Genomic DNA, 23,711 nt, shown 5'->3' on the forward strand with positions numbered 1-23,711 from the left:
GATATACATGCTGAATTCCGTTTCCCTGACATTTCCCGATGGCTCCGTCCGCGAATACGACGCGGCGATGACCGGTGCGGGCCTCGCCGAATCGATCTCGAAGTCGCTGGCCAAGAAGGCGGTCGCCTATGCGATCGACGGCACCGTCCGCGATCTCAGCGATCCGCTTGGCAAATCCGGCAAGGTCGAGATCGTCACCCGCGACGACCCGCGCGCACTCGAACTGATCCGTCACGACGCCGCACATGTGTTGGCGGAAGCCGTGCAGGAATTGTGGCCGGGAACGCAGGTGACCATCGGGCCGGTGATCGAGAACGGGTTTTACTACGACTTCGCCCGCAACGAGCCGTTCACGCCTGACGATTTTCCCGTGATCGAGAAGAAGATGCGCGAGATCATTTCGCGCAACAAGCCGTTCACCAAGGAAGTCTGGTCGCGCGACAAGGCGAAGAAAGTGTTTGCCGACAAGGGCGAACGCTACAAGCTGGAGCTGATCGACGCCATTCCCGAGGATCAGGATCTCAAGATCTACGCGCAGGGCGACTGGTTCGATCTTTGCCGTGGCCCGCACATGGCCTCGACGGGGCAGATCGGCAACGCCTTCAAACTGATGAAGGTGGCCGGCGCCTATTGGCGCGGCGATTCGAACAATCCGATGCTGACCCGCATCTACGGCACGGCCTGGGCTGATCAGGCGCAGCTCGAAGCCTATCAGACGATGCTGGAGGAGGCCGAGAAGCGCGACCACAGGAAGATCGGCCGCGAGATGGACCTGTTCCATTTCCAGGAAGAGGGGCCTGGCGTCGTCTTCTGGCACGCCAAGGGCTGGAAGATGTTCCAGAACCTGGTCAACTACATGCGCCGCCGCCTCGACGAGCAGGGCTATCAGGAGGTCAACGCGCCGCAGGTTCTCGACAAGAGCCTGTGGGAGACGTCAGGCCATTGGGGATGGTATCGCGACGCCATGTTCAAGGTGACGGTGGCCGGCGACGATACCGATGACGACCGGGTTTTCGCTCTGAAGCCGATGAACTGCCCGGGCCATGTGCAGATTTTCAAGCATGGGTTGAAGTCTTATCGCGATCTGCCTGTCAAACTTGCGGAATTCGGCAACGTCCACCGTTACGAACCATCCGGCGCGCTGCACGGGCTGATGCGCGTGCGCGGTTTTACGCAAGACGATGCGCACATCTTCTGCACCGAGGAGCAATTGGCGGCGGAATGCCTGCGCATCAACGATCTGATCCTGTCGACCTATGCTGATTTCGGTTTCGACGAAATCAGCGTCAAGCTGTCGACGCGGCCGGACAAACGCGTCGGTACCGACGAGGCGTGGGATCACGCCGAGGCGATCATGGGCGGCGTGCTGGAGACGATCAGGACACGGTCCGGCAATCGCATCAAGACCTCGATCAATCCGGGTGAGGGCGCCTTCTACGGGCCGAAATTCGAATATGTGCTGAAGGATGCCATCGGCCGCGAATGGCAGTGCGGCACGACGCAGGTCGATTTCAACCTGCCGGAGCGGTTTGGCGCCTTCTATATCGGCTCGGATTCCGAGAAGAAGCAGCCTGTCATGGTTCACCGCGCCATCTGCGGCTCGATGGAGCGCTTCCTTGGCATCCTGATCGAGAACTATTCCGGCCATTTCCCGCTGTGGTTCGCGCCGCTGCAGGTGGTGGTGGCGACGATCACGTCGGATGCCGACGACTATGCGACCGAGGTGGTGGCAAAGCTGAAGGCCGCTGGGCTGTTGGCGGAAGCGGATCTGCGCAACGAGAAGATCAACTACAAGGTCCGCGAGCACAGCCTGGCCAAGGTTCCGGTCATCCTCGTCTGCGGCAAGCGCGAAGCGGAAGAGCAGACGGTCAACATGCGCCGACTGGGCTCGCGCGACCAGGAATCGCTTGGCCTTGACCAGGCGATCGCGCAACTGACCGAGGAAGCCGTCACGCCCGATCGCCGGCGCAAACGCGCGGCCTGATTGGCATAGTTTCGACCAAATGGCGGTGGAGCGATCCACCGCCATTTTCATATCCCTGTCACGCCGACCTTGTAACGAGCCCCTATGCTCAAGTTGAAATTGCGCGAACGACCCTTTCCCGAGCTTTCCTATGCCAATCCGCGCCAGCCGGCGCTGACGCGCTGGTTCATACATTCGGTCGAAGGCTTGTCGGGCCGCGACCGCTACACAGCCCTCTATGATTTCTGGCGCCGCCAGATCGTGCCGACCGGCGAACGCGTGTTCAGCCGCATGCTCGACCTGATCGACGTGCGGGTGCGGACCGCTGATCAGTGGCCGCCCGCGCAATTGCCAGAGACGCCGCTGGTGATCGTCGCCAATCATCCGTTCGGCATCGGTGACGGTATCGCCGTGCTGTCGCTGGCCGAGCAGCTCGGCCGTCCGTTCCGGGTGATGATCCACAAGGATCTGCTCAAGATCCGCGAGATGGAGCCTTATTCGCTGCCGATCGACTTTTCGGAGACCAAGGATGCGCTGAAGAACAACATGGCCGTGCGCCATGAAGCGGTGCGCCTGCTGAAAGAGGGCGTCACCATCGTGGTATTTCCGGCCGGCGGTGTCGCCACCGCGCCAAAGGGTTTTGGCCGGGCGCGCGATCTGCCGTGGAAGATGTTTCCGGCCCGCCTCGTCCAGGACGCCAGGGCGTCGGTCATCCCGATGCATTTTTCCGGGCAGAACGGCAGGCTGTTCCATCTTGTCAGCGGGCCGATGAACATGGCCGAGCGCGACGGCCGGGTGGCCAAGTTCGTCGGCAAGGCCTCGCTGACGCTGCGCACGTCGCTGCTCATCTACGAATTCGCGCGGCTGTCGGGCAAGGCGATCGACGTGCGCGTCGGCGATGTGCTGAGCTGGAGCGAACTGGAGCCGTTGCGCGACCGCAAGGCCTTGCTCGACCGCCTCTATCGCGGCGTGTTCGACCTGGCGCCAGCTTTGCCACGCCGCCGGATCCCGTTCCTGCCGGCGCGGACCGAGCTGGCGGCTTGAACAATAAACGTCCGGCTCACAGGGCCGAGTCTTGGCTGGCCGTTGAGAAAAATAGTATGACACTGTAATGTCATGCGCTATATTGGGCAAGGAAAGAGCTTGCCATGAGAACCAGCAAACCGATCACCGTGACCCTCGGCCGCCAGCAGGCCAGCGTTGACGTACGCCTGGCGTCGGGTGCCTACGACTCCGCCAGCGAGGTGATGCGCGCCGCGCTGCGCGCCCTCGACCGCGAAGAGCAGACCATCACCGCGATTATGCGCGCCAAGGTCCAGGAAGCCCTTGACGACCCGCGTCCGGACATCCCGGCAGAAGACGTCTTCAAAGCGCTGCGCGCCCATCATGCGGACCGCATGAAGGCCTCCAAGCGTGACACATAAGGTCGTCTTCAGACCGGCGGCTCAAGCCGACCTCTTCGCCATCTACGACTACATCGAAAACGACAGCGGGAGCAGACGTGCCGACGACTATGTCGACCGCATAGAGGCCGCGTGCATGGCGCTGTCCAACTTCCCGGAGCGCGGGACCGTGCGCGACACTGTTGGCCCCGGCGTCCGCATCGTCGGCTTTGAACGCCGCGTGTCGATCGTTTTCCGGGTCGACGGTGACACCGTGGTCATCCTGCGCGTGCTCTACGGCGGACAGGATTATCCTGCTGGTTCAGAGGATGACGCAGACACCTGATTCTTCTGGTGGATTGCGAACTAATCCGCGCCTTCTTCAGGATCCATCGCCGCGGCCTCGGTGGCCAGAACCTCGATTTCCTGGTTCTGCCCGGCCACGACCGTAAAATCCTTCTGGTAGATGCGGTCGCGGTTCTTGGCGATGATGGTGTAGTCGCCCTCGGCCAGCACCATCGAGGCGAAAGCGCCGACGGTTTCCTTGATCGGATCGCCGGACTCGTTGAGCAACGACCAGGACGTGTCGGCGATCGCCTCGCCACCGGTTTCGCGCACCAACTTCATCGTGATCTCGGCGGCGTGATGCTCGACGGTGGCTTCGGTCAGCTTGCCGGCCTCGACGCGGATGTCGGAGCGAATGACTGCATTGACCGCGCCATAGGTCGAGACGACATGGTAGATGCCGGCGTTGAGCCGCACGACGCTGTTGGGCTCGACATCGGGAATGATCAGCGCGCGGTCGCCATTGGCCTCGGCAGTGCCCTCGTAGATCGAAAAGCGCAGCTTCTTCGGTGGAATGCGCACGCCGCCGGACAGCACGGCGTCGAGCTTGAGGCCGCCGGCATCGAGCACGAGGCTTTCGCGCTTGGCGTCCTTGCCGACAGTGATGCGTTTGGTGGCGCCGGCCCGGCCGTAGGAGGCGTGAACCAGATAGCTGCCGGGTTCGAGTTGAAAGACGGCGGTGCCGCCATGCGAGGAGGCGACCATCGGCAATTTGCCGTTGACGGCTTCCGGCTTGAAGACCCGCCAGACGATGCCGCGCGTGATGTCGGAACCCTTGTCGGTCAACTGGGCAGAGAGTGTGATGGCACCGCCGCCGCTCAGCGCCAGTGACGTCTCGCCTTTCGGCGTCGCGTAGCTCGAAATTCCCGGAAGCTTCAGGTCGCTGACTCCGTCGACATTCTGCGCCATGGCGAACGAAACCGGCGCCATGAACAGCAGGGCGCCGAGCCAGACCAGGAAAAGACGGACAGTCCCCTCAAACATGCCTTGCGTTGAAGCCCATGGCGGTGGCAATTTCAAGGCTTAAGAGTCCGACCGATACGACTCTTCCGTCCGGCGTATCCCGCGCCAATGCCCGAGCCGCCCGAATCCCCGATGGTGCGCTTCAGCTCAAAACAGAATGTCCAGGAGACTTGCGCCCATGGCGTCGCCGATCATCGACTTCCTGCTGACCCGAAACTCCGCACCGATTCCAGATCTGAAGGAGCCGGCGCCGAGCGATGCGGAGATCGCGACAATGATCACTGCTGCCTCCCGGGTGCCCGATCATGGCCGGTTGGAGCCCTGGCGCTTCATCCTCTACCGTGGCGACGCCCGCGTCGAGATCGGCAGGCAACTGGCAGCACTTGCCGAGCAGCGGGAGGGCCCATTGACGGAGGGCCGCCGCAATCAGGAACTGGCGCGGTTCTCGCGCGCACCGCTGGTGATCGGCGTCGTATCTGTCCCCAGGGAGAATCCAAAAATCCCGCAATGGGAAATGTTCCTGTCGGGCGGCATGGCGGCGATGAACCTGATGATATCAGCCAACGCGCTGGGCTTTGGCACCAACATGATCAGCAACTGGTATTCGGATGTGCCGGAGGGCAGGGCACTGCTGGGGCTGGCGCCGCAGGAGCGGGTCATCGGCTTCATCCATATCGGCTCCTATGCCGGCCCGGCGCCGGAGCGGCCCCGGCCCGATCCGGCAAAGCTGTACAGTGACTATTCGGGGCCGTGGGTCGGCTGAATGTTCTACGAGCCTTCAAAGGGCCACGGCCTGCCGCACGACCCTTCGAAGGCGATCGTGGCGCCGCGTCCGATCGGCTGGATTTCGACACTGAACAGGGCTGGTGAGATCAACCTCGCGCCATATTCCTTCTTCAATGCCGTTTCGACGCGGCCTTTCATCGTCTGGTTCTCCTCCGAAGGCGAGAAGGACAGCGCCTCCTTCGCCCAGGAAACCGGCGAGTTCGTCGCCAATCTGGTCAGCCGCGATCTCGCGGAGAAGATGAACCGCACGTCGGTCAATGCTCCGCGCGGCGTCAATGAGTTCGTCTATGCCGATCTTGCCATGGCGCCGTCGCGCCTGGTCGCCCCGCCGCGCGTGGCGGCAGCGCCGGCCGCGCTCGAATGCCGGGTGACTGAAGTTTTTCGGCCAAAGGCCCTGGACGGGTCGCCGACAAGTGCCGTCATCGTCGCCGGTGAAGTGGTCGGCGTGCATATCGACGACGCCTTCCTGACGGACGGCCTGTTCGACATCACCAAGGCCGGCAATGTCGCTCGTCTCGGCTATATGGACTATGCCAGCGTCGACGAGGTGTTTTCGATGCGCCGGCCGCGCTGGGACAAGGACTAGATATCAGGCTCGGCCAGCTACCGCGCCTTGCCGGCACTCGTTCGCCGCCTGGCGGTCATGACGGTGCGCACATAGCCGGGCTCGCCGATCCGAATGCTTCCATCGGGCAGGCCCAGTATGCGGTCGAGGGCGATCTCGTAGAGCCTGACGCGTTTCTCCAGGACTTCGATCGCGGCCTCCATGTCGGCGTCGCTGCCGCCGGCAATGGCCTTGGCCACGACATCACGCGTGGCCATGCCGAATTGCATGACGATGTCGGCGACACCTTCCGGATCGAAGGTCCTGAAAGTGCCGTCTTCGATTCCTTGCCTGATGACCTTGACCAGCAGCGGTGAAAACGACGCGCTGGCGGCCAGATTGATACGGTGGAAAAGCACCAGATTCTCAGGCCGGAACATCGTCTCGAAAAGAGCCCAAGCTTCCGGCGCGGTTTCGATCTTGGCCCGCCGCGACTGGCTGAGCAGGCCATTCAGGCGGCCAAGCGGGTCGAGGCCGGGATCGTGGAGTATGTCCTGGACCCCAGCCAGTGCCTGTCTTGCAAAGCGATCGGCCAATGCCTCCAGGAGAGCCTCCTTGGAGGGGAAGTAATGATAGAAAGCACCCTTCGAGATGCCGGCGGACGCAATCACGTCATTGAGGCTCGCTTTGTCATAGCCCTGGGTCAGGAACAGGGCCTGGGCATGGTCCAGAAGTTCTTCTCGCCTGAGTTCTGGATGCTTGATGACACGGGGCATGACGAACTTTCTGCACGTGATGGCTGCTCCCGTCCAGTCCCGACGTCGGCAGCCAGGGCAACGAATTTCGGGTTAACGGGTCCCTTCGGAGCCTCCGCCTGCGCGTTGGCTGACGGAGCATCAAACGAAAAACCCGCCTGTGCGGCGGGCCACTGGCGCAAATCAGCACCATGGGCAAAAATGTACCATAGCTGAGATCACCGAGTCAAGAAAAAATTCCTAACACGGAGGCTGCCCGGCAAAAGCGGCCAACACAACCGACTGCTGCAAGCCTTTTGTTAAGCTGGAGTTCGGAGCCTCGGGTCGAAGGTTCGCTTGAACTATAGACCAGTGGTCTGTATGGTAGACCAATGGTCTAAAATACCAATCATCAGCGGATATCAAGGCAGGTCGATCATGATCGCGAAATTGGTTCTTCAGACATTCGTCTGGTTCGTCGTCATGGGCGCCTTGCTCTTCCTGTCGGCCGGCACGCTGCATTGGCCGGGGGCCTGGGTCTATCTGGTGGGGATGGTGGGCCTCAGTCTCACCTTGGGCGTGGCGCTGGCGAGGCGCGATCCCGGTCTGATGAATGAGCGGCTGAGCTCTCCCATCCAGAAGAATCAGGACGCGGCCGACAAGGTGCTGCTGTCCATACTTCTGCTCGCCATCTTTGGTTCTCAGATATTCATGGGATTCGACGTTCGTTTCGGCTGGTCGGCGGTTCCCGTCTGGGTGCAGGTGGTCGGCGCACTGGTCCTGCTGCTCGGAATCTGGATCTGCTATCTGACGATGCTGGAGAACAGTTTTGCGGCGCCCGTGGTCAAGATCCAGGACGAACGCGGACAACGTGTGATCTCCACCGGGCCTTACAGCTACGTCCGCCATCCTATGTATGCCGGCGCCATCCTCTTCTTCGCCGGCACGGCACTTCTGCTTGGTTCCTGGTGGGGGCTGGCGTCGGTGCTCGTGCTCGTCGTTCTCTTGGCCATCCGCACCTTCATCGAAGAGAAAACGCTTCGCGCCGGTCTGCGCGGCTATGACGACTATGTGGCCCGGGTCCGTTACCGCCTGATTCCATTGGTTTGGTAGCAGGCGCTCAGGCGGAAACACCTGCCGCCTTTGCCCGCGCCAGAAGCCGCTCGGCCAGCCGCAGGTGCGGGCGGTCGAACATCTTGCCGTCGATAGCGACGACGCCGGGGCTTCCCGCTGCCGCGAACGCAGCAACGATTGCCGCCGATTGTCTCACCGCCTCGGCCGACGGCGTGAAGGCTGCGTTGATGACCGGCACCTGATCGGGGTGGATCGCCATCTTGCCGGTGAAGCCATCGCGTTCGGCCTCGGCGCACTCCGCGGCGAAGGCCGCCATGTCGCGAAAATTCGGGAAGACGGTGTCGATCGCCGCGACCTCCGCCGCACCGGCGGCGAGTATGGTCATGGTGCGAGCGTGACGGAACACGTCCGTGTAGCGGCCATGCTCGTCGCGGGCGCTGCGCGCGCCGAGCGCCGCCGACAGGTCTTCCGCGCCCCAGGTGAGCCCGGCAAGCCGCGCGCTGGTCCCGGCATAGGTTGCCGCCGCCAGCACGCCTGCCGGCGTTTCGGTGATGATCGGCAGGATCTTGATCGCGCCGTCGGCCAGGCCGTTTTCGGCCTCGCGCACCCTGAGTTTTGCCGACAGGTGCTGCACATCCCGGCCGCCGTTCGACTTGGGCAGCATGATGCCGTCGGGTTTCGCCGGAACCAGCGCCGCCAGATCGTCATCCGTCAGCCCGGTCGCGAGGTCATTGACCCTGACATAGATGGCGGAAGTCGTTTGTGCCCGGCGTTCCAGGATGAAGCGCGCCGCTACGACGCGCGCCAGCGCCTTGTTGTGCGGCGCCACGGAATCCTCGAGGTCGACGATGACCACGTCGGCGCCGGCACCAAAACCCCTTTCCAGCTTCCTCTCGGAGTCACCGGGGACGAACAGCAGCGAGCGCATGATCAGGCCGCCTTCTTCAGCATCATCGCTTGCCTGGTGCATTTGGCGACGAGATCGCCATGCTGATTGTAGGCGCGATGCTCGAATTCGACGATGCCGCGATCGGGCTTCGACCTGGACTCGCGCACCGAGATGACTGTCGTTTCGACGCGAACGGTATCGCCATGGAAGACCGGATGCGGAAACACGGTTTCCTTCATGCCGAGATTGGCCACCGTGGTGCCGACGGTGATGTCATTGACCGAAATGCCGATCATCAGCCCGAGCGTGAACAGCGAATTGACCAGCGGCTTGCCCCATTCGCTCTTGGCGGCGAAATCGAAGTCGATGTGCAGCGGCTGCGGGTTCAGCGTCATCACCGAAAACAGCATGTTGTCGCTTTCGGTAACGGTCTTGCGCAGCGTGTGCTGGAAGACATGGCCGACGACGAACTCTTCGAGATAAAGTCCGGCCATTTCTTTCTCCTCAGGTGCTTGACGGTTGATAGGCGCTGCAAATCAGCCTCGCAAGCCAGTTAATGAACATGGTGAACGGTTCGTAAACCAATTCTGCCTACGGTCGTCAGTGGGGTCGGAACCTTCCGGCAAGGGGCGTAAGCAGGCGGGCATGGTTGTTGTTTCGCATTTCCTGAAGTGGATCTACACGGCCAAGGTGTCGGAGCGCGCCGCGGCGGCGAGCGCTCTGGCCCGAGCCTACATCAATTCCGAATTGCCCTTCGAGGACCGCTGCGCCGCAGAGGCGGCGCTGACACTGTTGCTCGACGATGCCTCGTCAAAGGTGCGGCTGGCGATGGCCGAGGCGCTGTCGATGAGCCAACACGCGCCAATGCAGATCATCAGCGTGCTGGCCTCCGACCAGCCGGAAGTCGCCGGCGTGGTGCTGGCGCGCTCGCCGCTGCTCACCGACGCCGACCTGATCAACCGCGTGGCTTCGAGTCCGAAGGCGACGCAAAAACTGATCGCAGACCGGCCGCTCGTCTCGATGGCGCTGTCAGCGGCCATCGCCGAGATCGGCGAGGCGGACGCCTGCGCCGTGCTGCTCGCCAACAGCGGCGCCGACATCGCCTCGCTCAGCTTCCGCCGCATGGCCGAACGGCATGGGCACCTGCCGCTGGTGCGCGAGGCGCTGATATCGGATGTCAGGCTGCCGGCCGACTGCCGGCATATGCTGCTCGTCAAGCTTGGCGAAATGCTGAAAACGTCGCCACTGGTGATGGCGATGATGGGCGCGGCGCGAGCCGACCGCGTCATGCGCGACGCCTGCGTCAAGGCTTCGGTGACGCTGATCGAAGGCACGCGCACGGAAGAACATGCGGCCCTGATTGAGCATCTCAGGCTGCGTGGCGACCTCACCGCGAGCTTCCTCATCCGCACCATCGCGCATGGCAAGGTCGATTTCTTCGGCTCGGCACTGGTTGCGCTCAGCCAGCAGTCCGAACAAAGGGTTAGGGCGCTGCTGGCCGGCGGGCACGACGTGGCCTTGCAGGCATTGTTCCGCAGCGCCGGGCTCGCCGGCGCCACGCACGCCATCATCCTGCGTGCGCTGAAGATCTGGCGCGAGGTCGCCAACGGCAAGCGCGTCGCCGGTGTGCAGGAGGTAAGCTGGCTCATGCTCAAGGAAGTGGGCGGTCAATCCGCCGAGGGTGATCTCGCCGCCTTGGTCAAGTCGATCCATCTCGACGCGCTGCGCGAGAACGCGCGCGGCCACGCGCTGGCGATAGCGGCCGCCTAGCCTTTATCCCTGGCGAAAAAATCCGGAAAATCCTCCATCGCGGCGGCGATGATGCGCAGCGATGCCGCGATCTGCAGCAATTCCCCGGTACCGTTTCGCTGCGCAATGCTCGCCGCATATTGCCGGGCGACGGTGACGGTTGATGTCTGCGGATCGCCGGGGGCGCGGAAGAGCAGTTCGCGCGCCAGCCCTCTCAGGAAGTTGGCGATCGAAAGCGCGGTCTCGGATGGGATGGCATGGCTTTGGCTCGCATCGCGCAGCCGAAGGACCTCCAGGCCGACGGTGACGGCGGCGACGCCGCCGCCCAGAACCGCATCGCCTTTCTGACCGGCATTCTGCACCAGCGGCATCAATTGGTTGATGCGGTCGTAGGCGAGGCTCTCGAAGGCCGACCGCCTCGGCACCCGCTCATGCAGGCAAAGCCGCGCCAGATCCTCACGCATGGCGCGCACGATGCGGTTGGCCGCGAGCCAAGGATCGGCCGGCAGCACGACGATGAAGACACCGATCGCCAGCAGGATGCCGACCAGGATCGACGCCGAACCGGCGAAGAAGGGTCCGGGATCGTAGGTCATCGCCTGGTGTGGACTGAGGAAGGCGAGAAAGTTGATGGCGAAAGCCGTCGCCACGCCGACATAACGTGGATTGGCCATGGCCAGCGCCGTCGGCACCAGGATCGGCACGACAAACAGCATGAACCAGCCGAAGCCGGGCAGGGCAGGCAATGCGATCTGGCCGACGAGAAAGGCAAAGGGCAGCGCCAGAAGCGTTCCCTTGAAGAAACCCCAGGCGACCTGCACAGGGTCGGGGCGAGCAGCAAACAGGCTCGACACGACGGCGACGAGAATGACCGTGCCGGCGGCTTCCGACCATTTCGTCGTCAACCAGAAGGCCGCGACCAGCAGCGTCGCAAGGGCAGCGCGCACCGCGTTGCGCGATGCGCCGGCGTAATCGCGATGCACCACCAGCGCAGGCTGCCTGCTGCCCCTGGCCGGGCGCGTGGCAGGCGCACGCAGGGCATCAAGGCCGCGCAGCACCTGCTTGAGCGCATCGGCGAAATCGGCGGCAATGGTCAGGCGGGTGATCGTGCCGACCCTGTCGTCGCCCTGGTCGGTCGAGGCATCGGGCATTTGCCGGGCCTTGGCCGAGATGGTGTCGAGCCGCGCCACCCAAGGCGTGGTGTCGTCCAGCGCGCCGGGCTTCGCGGCCATTTCACCGACAAGGGCCTGCAACTCCGAACGCACCGGAATGAGCGCCGCATTCTTCGGAGCGGCATGCGAATGCAACGCACGTGCCGCCGACAACGCCGAGAGCAGTTGTCCGATGGTGCGCCGGACCGGATGGGCGCGCGGCGCGAAGCTCGGCGCCTCGAGCCTGGCATAGGCGCGCATCTCGCCGAGCGTCTGGGTATCCGTGACCAGCTTTCGGTGCAGCGCGGACAGCGTTGCCGGGTCGCCGCCGGAGAACGCACCGCCGGCATAGGTGGCAAGATCGAGGATGCAGCGTTTCAGGCGCGAGACGATGGCGTCGCTGGCCAGTTTTGGCAGGATCAGCCGGCTGGTCAGGCCGGCGCAGACGATGCCGAGCACGATCTCGGCACAGCGCGCGACAGCGAGGTCGACGACGAGATGCGGCTGTCCGAAAGCGGGCAGGCCGATGATCATTGCGGTGTAGCCGGCCAGGGCGGCGCCATAGGCTTCCGGATTGCGCAGCAGCGACGAGACGAAGGTGCAGATGCCGATCCAGATGGCAAGCACAGTCACCAGCACCCAGGGGTTGGTGCCGAAAACGGTGGTGATGCCGATCGCGGCGATGCCGCCGACCAGCGTGCCAAGCAGCCGGTAGAAGCCCTTCGCCAGCACCATGCCGGCAACCGGCTGGGCGACGATGAACACCGTCATCATGGCCCATTGCGGATGGTCGAGCTTCAGCGCATAGGCTGCCAGCAGCGCGATCAAGCCGGCTGAAACGGTGCGCAAGGCAAAGATCCAGTCGGAGCGCGTCGGCTGCGTCAACCCGGCTAAACTCGTCTCGAAATAGCCTTTCAGCCGCGTCCTGGTCACATGCTCGTCTCCGCAACTGGAGCCTTGTTATGGACCGGCTGGCGGCTAGATATCCAGCACTTCCGTCTCGGCGAATTCGGCGCGTTCCTGGATGAAGCGGAAGCGGGCCTCCGGCTTCGTGCCCATCAACGCATCGACGGCGTCCTTGGTCGCCGTCTCGGCGTCGATTACATCGATCCTGAGCAGCGTTCGCTTCCTCGGATCCATGGTGGTTTCCTTGAGCTGGGCGGCCATCATCTCGCCCAGACCCTTGAAGCGGCCCAGTTCCACCTTGCCGCGCCCGGTGAATTCGGTGCGCAGGAGCTCGTCCTTGTGGGCGTCGTCTCGGGCATAGGCGACCTTGCCGCCTTGCCTGATCGAGTAAAGCGGCGGCACGGCGAGATAGAGATGGCCGCCACGCACCAGCGCCGGCATCTCCTGGTAGAAGAAGGTGATCAGCAGCGAGGCGATATGGGCGCCGTCGACATCGGCGTCGGTCATGATGATCACGCGGTCGTAGCGCAAATCCTCATCGCGGTACTTCGAACGCGTACCGCAGCCGAGCGCCTGGATCAGGTCCGAAATCTGTTGGTTGGCCGCCAGCTTATCGTTGCCGGCGCTGGCGACGTTGAGGATTTTGCCGCGCAATGGCAGCACGGCCTGGCTGGCGCGGTCGCGCGCCTGCTTGGCCGAGCCGCCGGCCGAGTCGCCTTCGACGATGAACAGTTCTGCACCGGCCGCGGCATTCTGCGTGCAGTCGGCGAGCTTGCCCGGCAGCCGCAGCTTGCGCACCGCGCTCTTGCGCGACACTTCCTTTTCCTGGCGCCGGCGCACCCGCTCGTCGGCGCGTGCGATCACCCATTCGAGCAGCTTCGAGGCTTCCTGCGGATTGTCGGCCAGCCAATGGTCGAACGGATCGCGGATCGCGGTCTCGACAATTCGAATTGCCTCGATCGTCGCCAGCCTGTCCTTGGTCTGTCCGACGAATTCCGGCTCGCGGATGAACACCGACAGCATGCCCGCTGCCGAGATCATGACGTCTTCCGAGGTGACGATCGAGGCGCGCTTGTTGCCGACGAGGTCGGCATAGGCGCGCAGGCCTCGCGTCAGAACGTTGCGGAAGCCGGCCTCGTGGGTGCCGCCTTCGCCGGTCGGGATGGTGTTGCAGTAGGAATTGATGAAGCCGTCGCCGCCGAACCAGGTCACCGCCCATTCGAGCGAGCCGTGGCCGCCCTGTTTCTCGCTCTTGCCGGCGAAAATCTCGCGCGTTACCTGGAAGTCGTCGCCGAGCGATGCCTTGAGATAGTCCTTCAGGCCGCCGGGAAAATGGAATTCCGCCTTGGCCGGCGTCTGGTCTTTTTCCTTGATCAGCGACGGATCGCAGGTCCAGCGGATTTCGACGCCGCCGAACAGATAGGCTTTCGAGCGCGTCATACGGTAGAGCCGCGCCGGTTCGAACGCCGCGCCCTTGCCGAAAATCTGCTCGTCGGGGTGGAAGCGGATCTTTGTGCCGCGCCGGTTGTGGACCTCGCCCAACTGTTCCAGGCCGGTCACGGGAACGCCGCGCGAGAATTTTTGCCGATAGAGTTGCCGTCCCCGCGCGACCTCGACCTCGAGATGGTCCGACAGCGCGTTGACCACGGACACGCCGACGCCATGCAGGCCGCCTGATGTCTCGTAAACCTTGGAGTCGAACTTGCCGCCCGAATGCAGCGTCGTCATGATCACTTCAAGCGCCGGCTTCTTGAACTTCGGGTGCGGATCGATCGGGATGCCGCGGCCATTGTCCGTCACGGCAAGATAGCCGTCGGCCGAAAGCTCGACATCGATGAAGGTGGCGTGGCCGGCCACCGCTTCGTCCATCGAATTGTCGATGACCTCGGCGAACAGATGGTGCATCGCCTTGTCGTCGGTGCCGCCGATATACATGCCTGGCCGGCGGCGCACCGGTTCCAGCCCTTCCAGCACCTCGATGTCGGCGGCGCTATAGCCCTCGCTGCCGTCCTTGGTCGAGGCAGGACGCTTGGTGGCCTGCACCACCAGTGGATCCGCCGGGCGCGCAGTGGTACGCACCGGCTGCGGCTGCTTGTCCATATTGCCGAAGAGATCGTTGCTGTCGTCCATGCCTGCCATAGGTTCCGGTGCTGCGAATCACCTCGCGATACTGCCACGCTTTTCAGCGCCAAGCGACCGAGGTTCCTGTTCCGTTCGGGGATCTGGGCCCTCTTACCCCAAAACCATTCGATAACCAAGCCGGCGGAAATAGATCCGATACCAACGCCCGGGATTCCTGATTCTTTAACAATGCCGCCTAACGTGAGCCCAACTAAATAAGAAACTGCTGATATCAGGGGTTTAGGCGTGAGGGGCAAGGCCATATCGATGATCGGCATCGCCGCCGTTTTCGGCGCGATCTCGATCTTTGCCGCGGATTTCTGGGTCAAAAGCCAGGCCAAGGCCGATTCCGAAGAGAAGACGTCGTCGATTCCGGCACCTGTCGTGCCGAAGGTCGAATTCAAGACCATTGTGGTGGCGAATGCCCCGTTGCGCTACGGCATGGAGCTCGACCGCGCGCAGCTCAGCGAAATCCCGTGGTCGCAAGAGTCCGTGCCGCAGGGCGCCTTCACCACCATCAATGCGTTGCTCGCCGACGGCAGCCGCGTGGTGCTGTCGCCGATCGAGGTCAACGAACCGGTGCTGCTGACCAAGCTGTCCGGGCCAAATGGCCGCGCGACGCTCTCCAACATGATGACGCCCGGAATGCGGGCGGTGACCATCCGTACCGACGAGATCGCCGGAGTCGGCGGCTTCGTCACGCCCGGTGACCGCGTTGACGTGGTGCTGACGCGCGATGCCGGCGAAATTCAGGAAGTGGCCAAGAATGCGCAAGGCGCTGCCGGTTCCACCATCACCTCCGAGATCGTTGTCGCCGATGCCAAGGTGCTGAGCGTCGGGCAGGGCGCCGACGAGCGCCAGACGACGCCGCAGATTTCCAATTCGGTGACAATCGAGGTGACGACAGACGGCGCGCAGAAAGTAGCGCTGGCCCGCACCGTCGGCACGCTCTCGCTGTCGCTTCGGTCCGCCAGCGAAGGCGCTGACGGCAAGAGCGGCGTCACCACCATCTCCTCTTTCGGCGGATCGGTCGCCTCGAATGTGCAGGCCGCCGCCGGCTCGGTGTTCGACGCCGTCACCAAGGAGCCGGAGAAACCGAAGTTCAAGACGGTCATCGTAACGCGCGGCACGAAGGCCGAGGAATACCAGGTTCCTTCGCGGGACCAGAAATAAACCAGTGGGGACTGGGTGAGGGACGGGACAATGTTCGGGCTGTTCATATATCGGGTCATGACGCGGTTGCGCGTTTTGCGCGCCGTGGCTGTCGCGTCTTCGCTGGCCGCTGCGGCGATGCTGGCCTTGGGCGCCTCGGCGGCGAGAGCTGACAACGACGTCGTCTACGTGTCGTCGACCAAGAATGCGTCAATCAAGGTTGCCAAGGGCAAGCCGAAGACGATCATCACCAGTGCTGCCTTCTACCAGATCGTCATCGGCGATCCGGAGATCGCCAACGTCAATCCGCTGACCGACAAATCCTTCTATGTGCTCGGCAACAATCTCGGCACCACCGGGATTGCGCTGTTCGATGAGAAAAAGCAGCTTGTCGGCACCGTCGACATCGAGGTGACGCTCGACACCGACCAACTGGCCAGCACCATTCGCGCCAGCGTGCCGGATGCCAGGATCAAGGTCGGATCGGCCAATGGCCGTGTCGTGCTGTCGGGCGAGGCCGACGATGCCGTCGCCGCCGAAAAGGCAAACAAGATCGCGACGCGCTTTTCCGGTGCCGAGGAGGTGATCAACTCGGTCAACATCTCATCTTCGCAGCAGGTCCAGCTCAACGTCCGCTTTGTCGAGATCAACCGCCAGGCGGGCCAGGATCTGGGTGCCAAATACGCCGCCAATTTCGCCTATGGCCTTGGCGGCCGCGACGTCTCGATCGATCCGGGCACAGTGCCGACGGCCGGTACTGGCGAGATCATCGGTCGTCTCCTATCGAACGGCGTATCGATCGATATTGCCATCAAGGCGCTGGAGGAGCGCGGCTTGGCGCGGCGACTGGCCGAGCCGAACCTGATCGCCCGGTCCGGTCAGACGGCGAGCTTCCTCGCCGGCGGCGAGTTCCCCATCCCGGTCTCGGAGGACAACGGCAAGATCTCGGTCAGCTACAAAAAATACGGCGTCAGCCTGGATTTCACGCCTACGGTTCTGAAAGACGGGCTGGTCAGCCTTGACATCGCGCCGGAAGTCTCCTCGATCGATGCGTCGGCCTCCTACAATATCGGGACGATCTCGGTTCCTGGCTTCATCGTGCGGCGTGCCAGGACGTCAGTCGACCTGAAGAACGGCCAGAGCTTCATGATCGCTGGACTGCTGCAGTCGCAAAACGACATCACCACGTCGCGCATTCCGGGCCTCGGCAAGATGCCGGTGCTTGGGGCGCTGTTCTCGTCGAAATCCTATCAGCGGCGCGAGACCGACCTCGTCATCATCGTAACGCCCTATCTGGTCAAGCCGGTCGATCCGTCGAAGAAGCTCGTCGAGCCGACAGATGGCACGCAGCCGGCCAGCAATGCCGACTATTTTCTCAACAACACCGAGGAAGTGAAGGATTCCGATGCCGGTCGCACCGTGGCGCTGGCAGACGGCCGCGTCACTCAACCTGCAGCGGCCGCTTCGGCTGGGCATTTCCTCGACCTGCCGAAGGATTGAAGCCATGCGTCTGGTCTTTGGATCGAGCGTCGCCTTGCTGCTGGCCGGCTTTGCCGCTGGCTGCACCAGCGACGACTATGTGCGCAGCGAAGGGCCAACGGCCGGCGCCGGCAACGCGCAGGCCGCCAACACCGTCATGCAGATGGTCGATCCCTGGAAATACGGGGTCCAGAACACCAGGCTCCTGGTGCCGGCCCAACGAGGCAGTGCCGCGGCTGTCACACCCGATCAGGCGGCCGGTGCCAAGGCGTCGCAGTCGACCACAGGCAACTGATTCAACGGGCAACTGGTCAACGGGCGACCTGACAGGCTGACAGAATGGCAAACGGCATCAAGACCAGGAAGATCCTGCTCGTATCGACCGACAGGACGTTTGCGCAGGACACGCGCACCGCATTTTCCGCCTCCGAGATCATACAGCTCTCGACAGTGGAAAAGAACGTTACCGAGTTGCGCGGCGAGATCCAGGAAGCCGACTTCGGCGCCATCATCGTCGACATGGATGCGGCAAGGCTGGAGGAGGTCGAGTCGCTGCAGCGCATCATGCGTCGGCTGGAGGACAAGGTTCCGGTCGTCGTCGTCACCCAGGAGTTCAACGCGGCCGCGGTGCGTATTCTCGTGCAGCTCAAGGTCGCGGATTTCCTGGTCAAGCCGATCACCACGGCCGATCTGGTGCGCTCCGTGGTACGGGCGCTGCAAGGGCCCGGGCGCGAGGAAAACACCGAGTCGCAAATCTATACCTTCATGCCTGCGGCGGGCGGCGTCGGCACCACGACGCTGGCGCTGCAGACCGCCTTCCAGTTGCATCACTCGGTGACGCGCGGAGCCTCGACCTGCGTCGTCGATCTCAACTTCCAGCAGGGCGCCTGTGCCGAATATCTCGACCTCGAACCGCGTTTCGACATCACCGAGATCGAGAACCAGCCCGAGCGTCTCGACCGCCAACTGCTCGACGTGATGCTGTCCAAGCATGCCAGCGGGCTTTGCGTGCTGGCGGCGCCGGCGCATCCAGCCGAGATGCGCTCGTTCAAGACCGATGTCGTGGTGCGCATGCTGGATCTCGTTTCGGCCTATTTCGACAATGTCGTCATCGACATGCCCCGCACCTGGTTTCCATGGACGGAGACCGTGTTGCTCGGTTCCAACAAGCTCTACATCGTCGCGGAAATGACGGTGCCGTGCCTGCGCCACACCCAGCGGCTGATCCAGGCGGTCTACGAGACGGCCGGCAAGGAAGTGAAGCCGAACGTCATCGTCAACCGTTTCGAACAGAAGATGTTCGATAACGGCATCAAGCAGGCGGACGTCCAGGAAATCCTTGGCGAGCATTTCGTCGGCGGCATCGCCAACAACTACCGGCTGGTGCGCGAGGCAGTCGATCGCGGCGTACCGCTGCACGAGATCGATCCCAACGCCAATGTCGTCAACGATCTGAAGAAGATCATCCTGCCGGAAGAAGCGGTCCCGACCCGGGCGAAATCGCGCTCGCTGTTTGGCATGGGCCGTGGATTGCTGAAGAGGAAAGCCGGATGACCAGCCGCTTCTCCACCCTGCAGAACCGCGATGCGCGTCCGCAGCGCGCGCCTGAGACGACGCCGGTCGCCCATCATGCCGTCGTCATACCAACCAGCCGAAAGGCTTTGCCGGCAAAGCCGGAAGCAGCGCTGGCAAAGAATGCCAACAAGGTGCTCGATGCGCGCGTGCGTATCCACCGGCTGCTGCTCGAAGAGATCAATCTTGTCGCGCTGGAGCGTTTGCCGAAGGATGAGATGCGCCGGCAAGTGCATGACTTCGTTTCGGAAAAGACCAAGCAGGAGCGGATGGCGATCAACACCGTCGAGCTTGACGCTCTGGTCGACGACATCGTCGACGAGATGGTCGGCCTCGGTCCGCTCGAGCCGCTGCTCAAGGACCCCGACATCAACGATATCCTGATCAACGGCCACATGAACTGCTTTGTCGAAAAGAAGGGAAAGCTGCAGCCGGTCCACATTCCGTTCAAGGACGAGGCGCATCTCCTGCGCATCGTCAACAAGATCGTCGCCGCGGTCGGTCGCCGCGTCGACGAATCGCAGCCGATGGTCGATGCCCGCATGCTGGACGGCTCGCGTTTCAACGCGGCCATCCGTCCGGTTGCGGTCGACGGCCCGCTGGTGTCGATCCGCAAATTCTCCAAGAACAAGCTCGGCCTGCATAAACTGGTCGAATTCGGCGCCATCACCCAGAACATGGCCGAAGTGCTGGCGGCGGCCGTGCATGCCCGCAAGACGACGATCATTTCGGGCGGCACCGGCACCGGCAAGACGACCATGCTCAATGCACTGTCGGCCTTCATTCCGGAAGACGAGCGGCTGATCACCATCGAGGACGCGGCCGAGCTCCAGCTGCAGCAGCCGCATGTCGCGCGCATGGAAACGCGGCCGGCCAACATCGAAGGCCATGGCGAGCTGAAGCAGCGCGACCTGGTCAAGAACGCACTGCGCATGCGCCCCGACCGCGTCATCCTCGGCGAGTGCCGCGGCGAGGAGGCTTTCGACATGCTGCAGGCAATGAACACCGGCCACGAAGGGTCGATGGCGACCATCCATGCCAACACGCCGCGCGACGCCATTTCGCGGCTCGAGCAGATGCTTGGCATGACCGGCATGCCGATGACGGTGCAGTCGATCCGCAGCCAGATCGCCAGCGCGCTCGACCTGATCGTCCAACTGACGCGCCTGTCCGACGGCAAGCGCAAGGTGACCAGTGTCGCCGAGGTGACCGGCATGGAAGGCGATGTCATCCAGATGCAGGAGATCTTCCGCTTCGTGCGCACCGGCATGGAGGCCGACGGCAAGATTCTGGGCCACTACGAGGCGACCGGCATCCGGCCGCGCTTCCTCGAGGACCTGCGCGCCATGGGCATCGAGTTTCCCGGACGATATTTCGAACCCGGCCGGCCGCAGGAGTAGCCAAGTGTTCGATGGAATGAGCGCGATCTATGTCGTCTATGCCGCGGCCGCGCTGACCGGCATCCTGATCGCCGAGGCCTGTTACCTGCTTTATGCCGGCCGCAGCGACAAGCGCACCGCCATCAACCGGCGCATGAAGCTGCAGGAAAACAAGATCAGCCAGGAGCAGGTGCTCGTCCAACTGCGCAAGGAGCGCGGCCTTGACGCGGGCACGCCGCTGTTTTCGGCGGACCGGTTTCGCGCGCTGCGAACCCAGTCGGGCATGATCATGCCGCTGTCGAAATTCCTCATGATCACCTGCGGCGTGGCGATGGCGATGGCCTTGGTCGCCATCTGGTACGGCTTGCCGCCGCTGATGGGGTTCGTCCTGTTCGTGGTGCTCATGCCGCTGTTGCCGGTGCTGACGCTGCGTTTCAAGCGCAAGCGCCGGCTGAAGCGGTTCGGCATGCAGTTGCCGGAGGCGCTGGAACTGATCACGCGTGGCCTGAAGGCCGGCCATCCGGTGCCGGTGGCGATCGCCATGGTGGCGCGCGAGATGCCCGACCCGATCGGCAGCGAGTTCGGCGTCATCGCCGACGAAGTGACCTACGGATCCGATCTGGTTTCGGCGTTGAACTCGCTGTTCGACCGGGTCGGCCAGGAGGATCTGCCGTTGTTCGTCACCGCCGTCTCGATCCAGACCAGTTCGGGCGGCAATCTGCGCGAGATCCTCGACGGCCTGGCGACGACGATTCGCGAGCGTGGCAAGCTGCGCCGCAAGGTGCGCGCCATTGCGACAGAAGGCCGGATGTCGGCCTACATTCTGACGGCCGTGCCGGCGTTGCTGTTTGCCGCCATCATGGCACTGATGCCGGGCTTCTACAGCGACGTCTGGGGCGAGCCGAAGACCTGGTATCTGCTTGGCGCGTCGATCACCTGGCTGATGCTGGGCAATCTGATGATGTTCAAGATGTCGAATTTCAAGTTCTGACATGCAGGGTTTCATTGAATTCCTCGCCTCGCTTGCGCCGACCTCATTGATGCCGGTGGCCATACTGCTGCTGGCGGTGGGTGCTGCCGCTGTTGCCTGGCCTGTTGTCATGGCGAAGGGCGATCGCAACGAGGTCATGCGCCGGCTCAGGGTCGACAACGGTCCCGTGGCCGCCAAACCGGAGCCGGTGCAAAAGAAGAATACCGGCATCGTGCGCGAGAAGGCGGTGAAGCGGGCGCAGGAATTCTACGCCAGGAGCGATCCGGAAAATGTCGCCCGGCTGCGCATGAAGCTTATCCAGGCGGGCTACATGGAGCCGCGCGCTGTCGGTACGTTCTTCCTGATCCGGTTCACCGCGATGATCGGCACGGCAATCGGTGTGTTTGTGCTCAACCGCTGGATGGCCAGTCCGGACGCAACGATGGCCAGCCGCTGGACATTCGTCATCCTGTCGGGCGCGGCCGGTTATTTCCTGCCCGGCCTGGTGCTGAGCCAGAAAGTGCGGGAACGCAGGCGTGAGTACCGCAACGGGTTTCCCGATTTCATGGACCTGATGATTGTCTGCTCGGATGCCGGCATGAGCATGGAGGCAGGCATAGAGCGCGTCTCCAAGGAACTCGCCAAGACTTATCCCGCGCTCAGCCAGAACCTGCAGCTGGTGTCGCTGGAGCTGAGGGCCGGGCGCAGCCTCGACGATGCGCTGAAGGCGCTCGCCGATCGCCTCAGCCTGGACGAGGTGCGTTCCTTCGCCACGCTGCTGCAGCAGTCCAAGGAACTCGGCACCAGCCTGTCGGGGGCGCTGCGCGTCTTCTCCGACGACATGCGCCATAAGCGTATGTCGTTGGCCGAGGAAAAGGCGCACGCTCTGCCTGCCAAGATGTCGGTGCCCGTGGTTGTGTGCATCCTGCCGGTGGTGCTGATGATCGCGGCCATTCCAGTCATCGTCAAAATGACGGCGCACTAGCGAGCGCTCCACAAAAGCCCTAGCAAGGGGCTGACAAACCATTGTCCTGACCGAACCCGGCTTTGCAGGTGAGAAAGTCCATGCTGCTGCGCACCCTCTTCCTTGGCCTTGCCGCGGCCAGCCTGTCGCCCGCCTGGGCCGTGGCCGGCGATTGCGGCGATGCCGCCGCCTTGGTGCAGCAGGCCTATCCCAAAGCTCGAAAGAGCGCCGACGGCACCTCGTTCACGCTCGAACCCCACACCAGCATTGCCCTGACATTCGCGTATGGCGATCCGCCAGGGCTGGTTTGCAAGATCTGGCCCGCCCATGACGACCTGCTGTTGGTCGCAGTGCCGCTGATGGACGGGTCCCAACCCAGCGACTACGCGCATGCCGGCGATATCGAGCTTTTGATTGTCGACAGGAAGAGCCGGCAGGTGCGCCAGCGCCTGCTCCAGCCCGGGCTGATGAATGATGATGCCATCGCCATCCGCCAGGTGGAACTTGATACCGGCCGCTATGCGCTGGCGCCCGATGTTACTGCCTTTGGCCTGCGCATCGAAATGGCAAACAATTCGCTGCCTAATCCGTTCAGTGAAACCGACCTGCGGCTCTATGCCGTCGATGGCGATTCCCTGAGGATGGTGCTCGATGGCCTGGTCGTGGCCGGCAATGGCGGCGAGGGTGATACCAATTGCGCCGGATCCTTCCATACCAGTCGGGTTAGCCTGGCGATGAGCCCGGCCAAACATCATGGCTACCACGACATAACGGTGGTCGAGCGAATGGATACCGACAATCCGTTGCCCGACAAGGATGGCGAGTGCCAGTCCCATCCCGGCAAGTCCGTGAGCCAAACCTACCGGCTGCGCTATGACGGCAGCCGGTATACGGCTCCTGCGGGGCTCAAAGCCCTGGAGCCGTGAGGACGCCGCTGGCTGCGACTGAAGCACCGCGGCCTGGTGGTTAATGGCTGGTGTGCCCGAAGCCGAATTTTGGCGGCGTTTCGGCACCGAAGTTTAATCGCCGCTGATATATTGTGTTTCCTGAAGAACGACCCGGCAAATCGGGCGATGAGGCAGGGGCATGCGTCACAATAATTTCCCGGCAATGGCCACGATGGCGGCCGTCTTGATGATGTCTGGCTGTTCGACGAGTGGCGTCGACACCACCAAGACCACCGCCATCCAACCGGCGGCTAAAGACACCGAAACCTCCGATCTGGCGCAAGGCAAGGCGCAGTTTCGCGACGCCAATTACGGCCTCGCCGAAAAGCACTTCCGCAAGGCCGTCGAGTTGAAGGCCGACAATGCGGAGGCCTGGATGGGGCTCGCGGCTTCCTATGATGAACTCGGCCGCTTCGACTTCGCCGACCGTGCCTACGGCCAGCTTCTGAAAGTCGCCGGTCGCAGGCCGCAGATCGTCAACAATATGGGTTATTCGCAACTGCTGCGCGGCAATCGCAAGAAGGCCAAGGCGCTGCTGCTCGAAGCGAAGGCCGGCATGGCCGATCCCACCGTCGTCAACGCCAACCTCGCTCTCCTGAACAAGGGTTGATCTCGCGTCCAATGGTCCGGTTTCGGGACAC

Annotated in this window: 23 protein-coding genes; 17 read left to right on the forward strand and 6 right to left on the reverse strand. The window is 63.1% G+C overall.

Annotated elements, in window-relative coordinates; genetic code table 11:
* The first annotated feature begins 7 nt into the window (after positions 1-7).
* The 4 genes from thrS to P3C39_RS28365 all read left to right on the forward strand — a co-directional run bounded on the left by thrS (position 8) and on the right by P3C39_RS28365 (position 3,691).
* Entirely contained in the window at positions 8-1,984 is a 1,977-nt protein-coding gene (gene thrS / locus P3C39_RS28350; RefSeq protein ID WP_063172025.1) for a threonine--tRNA ligase, read from the forward strand.
* A gap of 84 nt (positions 1,985-2,068) precedes the next feature.
* Positions 2,069-3,007, forward strand: coding sequence for a GNAT family N-acetyltransferase (locus P3C39_RS28355; protein WP_275954599.1), 939 nt, complete (start codon positions 2,069-2,071; stop codon positions 3,005-3,007).
* A 104-nt stretch (positions 3,008-3,111) separates the two neighbouring features.
* Entirely contained in the window at positions 3,112-3,387 is a 276-nt protein-coding gene (locus P3C39_RS28360; RefSeq protein ID WP_127366467.1) for a type II toxin-antitoxin system ParD family antitoxin, read from the forward strand.
* The gene (locus P3C39_RS28365; RefSeq protein ID WP_063167878.1) at positions 3,377-3,691 is read left to right on the forward strand and encodes a type II toxin-antitoxin system RelE/ParE family toxin; all 315 of its coding nucleotides are present in this window, start codon (positions 3,377-3,379) and stop codon (positions 3,689-3,691) included. Before P3C39_RS28360 ends, P3C39_RS28365 begins: the two co-directional genes overlap by 11 nt.
* Before the next feature lie 20 nt (positions 3,692-3,711).
* Here the strand turns inward: P3C39_RS28365 and P3C39_RS28370 are convergent, their stop codons facing one another.
* Positions 3,712-4,674, reverse strand: coding sequence for a hypothetical protein (locus P3C39_RS28370; protein ID WP_013531974.1), 963 nt, complete (start codon positions 4,672-4,674; stop codon positions 3,712-3,714).
* Between the two features lie 157 nt (positions 4,675-4,831).
* Here P3C39_RS28370 and P3C39_RS28375 point away from each other — a divergent pair, with 157 nt between their 5' ends.
* Together P3C39_RS28375 and P3C39_RS28380 are read left to right on the forward strand one after the other, a co-directional pair.
* Positions 4,832-5,416 carry a nitroreductase gene (locus P3C39_RS28375; RefSeq protein ID WP_024505355.1) on the forward strand — a complete coding sequence of 195 codons (585 nt, stop codon included), beginning with the start codon at positions 4,832-4,834 and terminating at the stop codon, positions 5,414-5,416.
* Positions 5,417-6,025 carry a flavin reductase family protein gene (locus P3C39_RS28380; RefSeq protein ID WP_024505354.1) on the forward strand — a complete coding sequence of 203 codons (609 nt, stop codon included), beginning with the start codon at positions 5,417-5,419 and terminating at the stop codon, positions 6,023-6,025.
* Between the two features lie 17 nt (positions 6,026-6,042).
* Here the strand turns inward: P3C39_RS28380 and P3C39_RS28385 are convergent, their stop codons facing one another.
* Positions 6,043-6,759: a TetR/AcrR family transcriptional regulator gene (locus P3C39_RS28385; RefSeq protein WP_024505353.1), complete on the reverse strand. Its 717-nt coding sequence runs from the start codon at positions 6,757-6,759 to the stop codon at positions 6,043-6,045.
* A gap of 396 nt (positions 6,760-7,155) precedes the next feature.
* Between P3C39_RS28385 and P3C39_RS28390 the strand changes: the two genes are divergently transcribed.
* Positions 7,156-7,830, forward strand: coding sequence for an isoprenylcysteine carboxylmethyltransferase family protein (locus P3C39_RS28390; RefSeq protein WP_224672892.1), 675 nt, complete (start codon positions 7,156-7,158; stop codon positions 7,828-7,830).
* Positions 7,831-7,837: 7 nt separating this feature from the next.
* On the opposite strand, the gene P3C39_RS28395 is transcribed toward P3C39_RS28390, so the two are convergent.
* Complete coding sequence (locus tag P3C39_RS28395; RefSeq protein ID WP_275954759.1) at positions 7,838-8,719, reverse strand: CoA ester lyase; 882 nt, start codon at positions 8,717-8,719, stop codon at positions 7,838-7,840.
* 2 nt (positions 8,720-8,721) lie between these two features.
* A complete protein-coding gene (locus tag P3C39_RS28400) occupies positions 8,722-9,174 on the reverse strand; it encodes a MaoC family dehydratase (protein WP_027162575.1) in 453 nt (150 codons plus the stop codon).
* A gap of 151 nt (positions 9,175-9,325) precedes the next feature.
* On the opposite strand from P3C39_RS28400, the gene P3C39_RS28405 reads away from it, so the two are divergent.
* Positions 9,326-10,450: a DUF2336 domain-containing protein gene (locus tag P3C39_RS28405; protein ID WP_063167881.1), complete on the forward strand. Its 1,125-nt coding sequence runs from the start codon at positions 9,326-9,328 to the stop codon at positions 10,448-10,450.
* Here P3C39_RS28405 and P3C39_RS28410 read toward each other — a convergent pair.
* Complete coding sequence (locus P3C39_RS28410; protein ID WP_275954598.1) at positions 10,447-12,513, reverse strand: FUSC family protein; 2,067 nt, start codon at positions 12,511-12,513, stop codon at positions 10,447-10,449. The genes P3C39_RS28405 and P3C39_RS28410 overlap by 4 nt on opposite strands.
* A gap of 45 nt (positions 12,514-12,558) precedes the next feature.
* Complete coding sequence (gene parE, locus P3C39_RS28415; RefSeq protein WP_275954597.1) at positions 12,559-14,616, reverse strand: DNA topoisomerase IV subunit B; 2,058 nt, start codon at positions 14,614-14,616, stop codon at positions 12,559-12,561.
* Between the two features lie 237 nt (positions 14,617-14,853).
* On the opposite strand from parE, the gene cpaB reads away from it, so the two are divergent.
* The 9 genes from cpaB to P3C39_RS28460 all read left to right on the forward strand — a co-directional run bounded on the left by cpaB (position 14,854) and on the right by P3C39_RS28460 (position 23,680).
* Entirely contained in the window at positions 14,854-15,780 is a 927-nt protein-coding gene (gene cpaB / locus P3C39_RS28420; protein WP_245268555.1) for a Flp pilus assembly protein CpaB, read from the forward strand.
* A gap of 30 nt (positions 15,781-15,810) precedes the next feature.
* Positions 15,811-17,259, forward strand: a complete 1,449-nt coding sequence (locus P3C39_RS28425) for a type II and III secretion system protein family protein (RefSeq protein WP_013531963.1) — start codon at positions 15,811-15,813, stop codon at positions 17,257-17,259.
* Between the two features lie 4 nt (positions 17,260-17,263).
* Complete coding sequence (locus P3C39_RS28430; RefSeq protein WP_013531962.1) at positions 17,264-17,533, forward strand: hypothetical protein; 270 nt, start codon at positions 17,264-17,266, stop codon at positions 17,531-17,533.
* Positions 17,534-17,577: 44 nt separating this feature from the next.
* A complete protein-coding gene (locus P3C39_RS28435) occupies positions 17,578-18,792 on the forward strand; it encodes a CpaE family protein (protein ID WP_013531961.1) in 1,215 nt (404 codons plus the stop codon).
* Positions 18,789-20,210 (forward strand): CpaF family protein, encoded by a 1,422-nt coding sequence (locus P3C39_RS28440; RefSeq protein WP_013531960.1) that lies wholly within the window; start codon positions 18,789-18,791, stop codon positions 20,208-20,210. The genes P3C39_RS28435 and P3C39_RS28440 overlap by 4 nt, the downstream gene beginning before the upstream one ends.
* 4 nt (positions 20,211-20,214) lie before the next feature.
* Positions 20,215-21,180 carry a type II secretion system F family protein gene (locus P3C39_RS28445; RefSeq protein ID WP_013531959.1) on the forward strand — a complete coding sequence of 322 codons (966 nt, stop codon included), beginning with the start codon at positions 20,215-20,217 and terminating at the stop codon, positions 21,178-21,180.
* 1 nt (position 21,181) lies between these two features.
* A complete protein-coding gene (locus P3C39_RS28450; protein ID WP_013531958.1) occupies positions 21,182-22,144 on the forward strand; it encodes a type II secretion system F family protein in 963 nt (320 codons plus the stop codon).
* Positions 22,145-22,224: 80 nt separating this feature from the next.
* Positions 22,225-23,049, forward strand: a complete 825-nt coding sequence (locus P3C39_RS28455; protein WP_275954596.1) for a hypothetical protein — start codon at positions 22,225-22,227, stop codon at positions 23,047-23,049.
* Between the two features lie 160 nt (positions 23,050-23,209).
* Positions 23,210-23,680 carry a hypothetical protein gene (locus P3C39_RS28460; RefSeq protein ID WP_013531956.1) on the forward strand — a complete coding sequence of 157 codons (471 nt, stop codon included), beginning with the start codon at positions 23,210-23,212 and terminating at the stop codon, positions 23,678-23,680.
* Positions 23,681-23,711: the final 31 nt, after the last annotated feature.

The sequence above is a fragment of the Mesorhizobium sp. XAP4 genome, assembly GCF_029269325.1.
GTDB lineage: Bacteria > Pseudomonadota > Alphaproteobacteria > Rhizobiales > Rhizobiaceae > Mesorhizobium > Mesorhizobium ciceri.